This is a genomic window from Armatimonas sp., assembly GCF_031410135.1.
Taxonomy (GTDB): Bacteria; Armatimonadota; Armatimonadia; order Armatimonadales; family Armatimonadaceae; genus Armatimonas.
Genome location: NZ_JANNYP010000080.1, coordinates 1 through 4,611 on the forward strand (window position 1 = coordinate 1; position 4,611 = coordinate 4,611).

Genomic DNA, 4,611 nt, shown 5'->3' on the forward strand with positions numbered 1-4,611 from the left:
TCCAGAAACGCCTGCCCGTCGGCGGTGTAGAGGTATTGCCCATACCCCCGGACAATCTGCAGCGGCTCCTGGTAGCTGATCGAGAGCGATGGCCCGATACTCTGATGTCGGCGAGTGAGCAGCGACGCATTGCCCTCAGGCTCGCCATTAATTCCGCCCGGCACCCCAAGAATTAAATTAGGGTCGGGGCAGACACCAGCGTAGAGCGCTCTCTCGGCGGGACGGGCGACCCCAGGAAAATCGCCCTCGCAGCCCAGCAAGTCCAGCAAAACCTGAAAGTGCAGGTGCGGCGGCCAGCCCCCGTTGTGTTCCCGTCGCCCCAGCGCCGCAAAGCACTGCCCCCGATCAATGTGCTGCCCAACACAAAGACTTGTCAGGCACGCGGGATCCAGATGCCCATAGAGCGTAAAAAAAGTCCGCCCCGTTTCCCCGGCTTGGTGTACGAGAATGACCGTGGGGCCGTAGTTGCCTGCACCACGATTGTCCACCACCGAGACAACGGTTCCGGCGAGCGGCGCAAAGACCGGCGTGCCGTGCGGCAAGAAAAGATCGGCCCCCAGATGAACCGTCCGGTGCTCCGTGCGCTCCAAACCCGGCTGATCAAAAGCGGGAAAGGCATAGAGCAGGCGCGGCTCCAGGTAGCGCCCCAGAACCAGCTCCGCCCCCGAGTCCCGGCGTTTCGCTTCCAGAATCACCTCGATCTCATCGGCGCTCCAGCGATCTCCGCCGCCCAGCTCCAGGCTACCCACGGAGAGGTCTATCAGAGTGCTCGGTTGGACGCGAGGGTCAATGGGGGCGATAGCGGCAAACTCCGCCGTGTTCGCGGCGAGCCAGTGCTGGATTGCTTCCGTATCGGGGTGGGCAGGAAGACCACAGGCAGCGCGGAGGGCGTAGTGGGCTTTTGTGGGGGAGATCGCTACCATGCGCGAAAGTAGCTCCCAGGCAGGGGCTTCGCTGATGGCGAGGTAGGTGTTCTCGGGGTGCGCCGTGCGCTCGATGGCGCTATTGACCACGCTCACGGCCAGTCGCGTCTGGATCAGTGTCCAGAGAACCGCCAGCTCGCCTTCAGTGAGCGGAAGCGTCTCGTGGTACGCGGCCACGAGGACGCAAGCGGCATCGAGCGGCGCGGCTTGGCCCATCAAGGCGTAGGCGGCGGCGATAGCGAGCTCGTTGATCAGCGCACTCTCGACCATGTCGCCTAGATCAATAAAGCCGGAGACCTCGCCGCCCTGCACCAAGATATTGTAGTCGTTGGCATCGTTGTAGAGCGCTTGTTTACGAAGTGTCGCCTGTTGCGGCACGAACTCACGATTATAATCGGCCAGTATTGCGGCGATGCGCTCGCGCTTCTCGCCTGCCTCCACACACTCTAAGTGCGCCTCGATCCAGAGCGCCTGGCTCAGATCCCACTTGAGTGAGTGCGCGAGCTGCGGGTGTGAGAAGCCCGCAAGGGCAAGGTCTACACGGGCAAGCGACTTGCCCAGGCTCGCGAGCAAGCGCTTGTCGTGGGGGCGGGCATGGGCGTAGAGCATTCCCGGGAGATAGCTAATCAGCCGCGTAAGATGCGCCGTGCCGGACTCTGAGGTGCATGAAAGCAGCGTCTGGCCGTTTTGTGCGGGCAAAAGGCGCGGAAACGCAATCTCGGGGAGCTGCTGCGTCAGATGCTCTAGCGCCGCGTTTTCCAGCTCCAGCAGACCGCGCTCCTGAGCCGCGTGGCTGAGCTTGAGCACCGCGACGGGGCCGCTTGCATCCGAGAGCAGGATGTTTCGATCCCACTCGCCGGGAAGCGCTGTGGCTTTAAGAGTAAGGCCGTAGTGCTCTTGTACCAGGGCTTCGGCTGCAGGCAGGGAGAAAAGCGGCGTGTCGTGGCTGGTGGTTGGCATAAGCGTGCTCGGCGCGATTGTAGCACAGGTACACTGGGCGTATGCAAACGGTGATTCTCCACGGCGGCGGGACGACGGCTGCCGAGACAACCAAGCGGCTGATCGAGCGTAGCGGTGGCCCGACAGCACGCATTGTGGTGCTGGCGCACACGGGCGAGGATGTAGCGGGAAAGGCCAAGCGCTCATCGGACTGGCTGCGGGAAAACGGAGCACAAGACGTGCTAGCTCCCGTGGGTGTTTCCGAGGCACTGGCCGCTCTGGAGAAAGCGGCGGGGGTCTGGATTCCCGGCGGCGATCAAAATGTCCTGATGGCAACGTTCGCAGGCACGGACCTGACGATGCGCCTGCGGGACAAGAAAGCCATTGGGGGCACCAGTGCGGGGGCCTCGCTGATGAGCGGCCTCATGCCAACCGGCGAGGGCGATAGCAAGACCATGCGCAAGGGCAGTGTGGAAATCAAGCCCGGTCTAGGCGCACTGCCCCATACAATTGTCGATACCCACTTCTTTGTCCGCCAGCGCACCCAGCGGCTGATCAATATGGTTCTCTCAAGCCCCTACCCCGTCCTAGGAATCGGGGTGGATGAGAACGCGTGGTGCGAGGTCTCCCCCGAGGGCTTTCTTCTCGTGCGAGCAGGCCAGGTCGCACTGGTTGAGGCACAGCGCATTCCCCCCAATGCCCCCCTGCTGGCGGGCAACGTCAAGATAAAGATTCTCGGGCTAGGTCAGTCACAAAACCTTGCCCAGCCGCTTGTGGTGTGAGAAGTCCCGCATTCCTGCCATAATCTAGGCATGAGCAAAGCAAAAACCTACTCCGCGACCCTGATACCCGGCGATGGGATCGGGCCGGAGGTTACCGATGTCGCCCTAGAGATTCTTGCGGCGTCTGGCGTCTCTTTCTCCTGGGATCGGCAAGAGGCCGGGGCCGATATCATTCCGCGCTTCGGGACACCGCTGCCCGATAGCGTCGTGAACTCCATTGTCAAGAACCACCTGGCCCTCAAAGGCCCGATTGGGACGCCCGTGGGAGAGGGGTTTCCGTCGGTGAATGTGGCGCTACGCAAGCGCCTCGGGCTCTATGCCAATGTGCGCCCGGCCAAGAGTATTCCCGGCGTGAAGACTCCGTTTCCGGGCATTGATATTGTCGTGGTGCGTGAGAACAGCGAGGACCTCTACGCGGGCATTGAGCACGTGGTCGTGCCCGGCGTGGTCGAGAGCATCAAGATTATCACCGATGTGGCCAGCACGCGCATCGCCAAGTTCGCCTTTGAGTACGCCCGCAATAACAACCGAAAAAAAGTGAGCGCGGTTCACAAGGCCAATATCATGAAGCTCTCCGATGGGCTGTTTTTAGACTGCTGCCGCCGCGTGGCGAGAGAGTACTCGGAGATTGAGTACCAGGAGGTGATCGTGGACAACTGCTGCATGCAACTGGTGACGCGCCCGCAGCAGTTTGATGTGATGGTAATGGAGAACCTCTACGGCGACATCATCAGCGACTTAGTCTCGGGCTTGGTCGGTGGCCTCGGCGTCACGGGCTCCGCCAATATCGGTGTGGATGCGATTGTTTACGAAGCCGTGCATGGCACCGCGCCCGATATCGCGGGTAAGGGCCTCGCCAACCCAACCGCCGTGGTCATGTCCTCGATCCTCATGCTCCGCCAGCTCGACGAGACAGACGCGGCCAATCGCATCGAGAACGCGCTTTTTGCTGTCTTTGAAGAAGGCAAGCACGTTACGCGAGACCTAGGCGGCCAAGCAGGCACCGCGGAGTTCGTGAAAGCGGTGATAGGAGCGATGGGCTAGCGCTTAGAATCGCTTCTCGAACACGCTCCTGCCAGTGGATTTTGTGCGGTGTTAGATCTAGAGCTTCGCAGGTTCCCCACAGCGTGGGTGAGGGCTCCAAAGACAGGGCGGCTCCCAGGAGCCGCCCTTTGTTTATGCGTGCTCGCCAGGCCCCAGCTCGTGGTTAAAGGGTTGACCGGGTATACCATCGGGCGAACCCCAGTTTGTGCACCAAGGTGAGGTACCGATAGGATTCATGATGTAATTTGCGCCGGTAGAAGGGCAAACCGGCTTTGTTCCCTTGATGTATTTATCCGAACCAACAAGATCATTCGGCCAAGACAGAGAGGTGTCCCCTTGAGGCTTTCGATTGTCTAATGCCCACTGTTCCTTTGCAGACTGAATCTGACGCAAATTATTGACACATGCCTTAGTACGAGAAGTAGCACGAGCACGATTGAAGCTCGGTATAGCGATGCTGAGCAGGATAGCAATAATTAGTATCACGATCATAATCTCCACAAGAGTGAAGCCTTTAGGGGGGGGTGTTGTCGTCATCGTATTTTCCTTTATAAACTCAGCGCCCACCGGCAGCTGAAAGAGCCGGGCGCTGGGTTCATCGGGCAAGTCATTCGTGTTCTGGCGAATCGCCGTTGAGCAAAGTATTGGCAGGGAATTTTGAGAAATTTGTTGCAGTTTTGCTAATATTTTGTTTTTTGCGAAAACCCAGTAGAAGGGCTAGGGCTCGGCTCAAAATATTAGTAAAATTGCAACACTCTTAATTGGCAAAACTGTAGGATTTACCCTAAGTACAGGACAAAAATTGTAGTGCCTTCTCGCGCTGACACTCTTTGACAGTTCTGCACAAAGAGGTCATCCAATTTTGGAGTGCGTCCAAGCCGAGGCGGAACAGGCAAATGGGGGCACGTTCATGCTTCAAGCAA

4 protein-coding genes are annotated in these 4,611 nt (G+C 59.3%); 2 read left to right on the forward strand and 2 right to left on the reverse strand.

What is annotated here, in order from left to right; all coding sequences use genetic code 11:
- A partial coding sequence (locus RMO15_RS02880; RefSeq protein WP_309707623.1) for a phosphotransferase occupies positions 1-1,883 on the reverse strand: 1,883 nt, incomplete at its 3' end.
- Between the two features lie 41 nt (positions 1,884-1,924).
- Between RMO15_RS02880 and RMO15_RS02885 the strand changes: the two genes are divergently transcribed.
- Complete coding sequence (locus RMO15_RS02885) at positions 1,925-2,644, forward strand: Type 1 glutamine amidotransferase-like domain-containing protein (RefSeq protein WP_309707625.1); 720 nt, start codon at positions 1,925-1,927, stop codon at positions 2,642-2,644.
- A 30-nt stretch (positions 2,645-2,674) separates the two neighbouring features.
- Positions 2,675-3,688, forward strand: a complete 1,014-nt coding sequence (locus tag RMO15_RS02890; RefSeq protein WP_309707627.1) for an isocitrate/isopropylmalate family dehydrogenase — start codon at positions 2,675-2,677, stop codon at positions 3,686-3,688.
- A 132-nt stretch (positions 3,689-3,820) separates the two neighbouring features.
- On the opposite strand, the gene RMO15_RS02895 is transcribed toward RMO15_RS02890, so the two are convergent.
- Positions 3,821-4,294: a prepilin-type N-terminal cleavage/methylation domain-containing protein gene (locus RMO15_RS02895; protein ID WP_309707629.1), complete on the reverse strand. Its 474-nt coding sequence runs from the start codon at positions 4,292-4,294 to the stop codon at positions 3,821-3,823.
- Between the last annotated feature and the right edge of the window lie 317 nt (positions 4,295-4,611).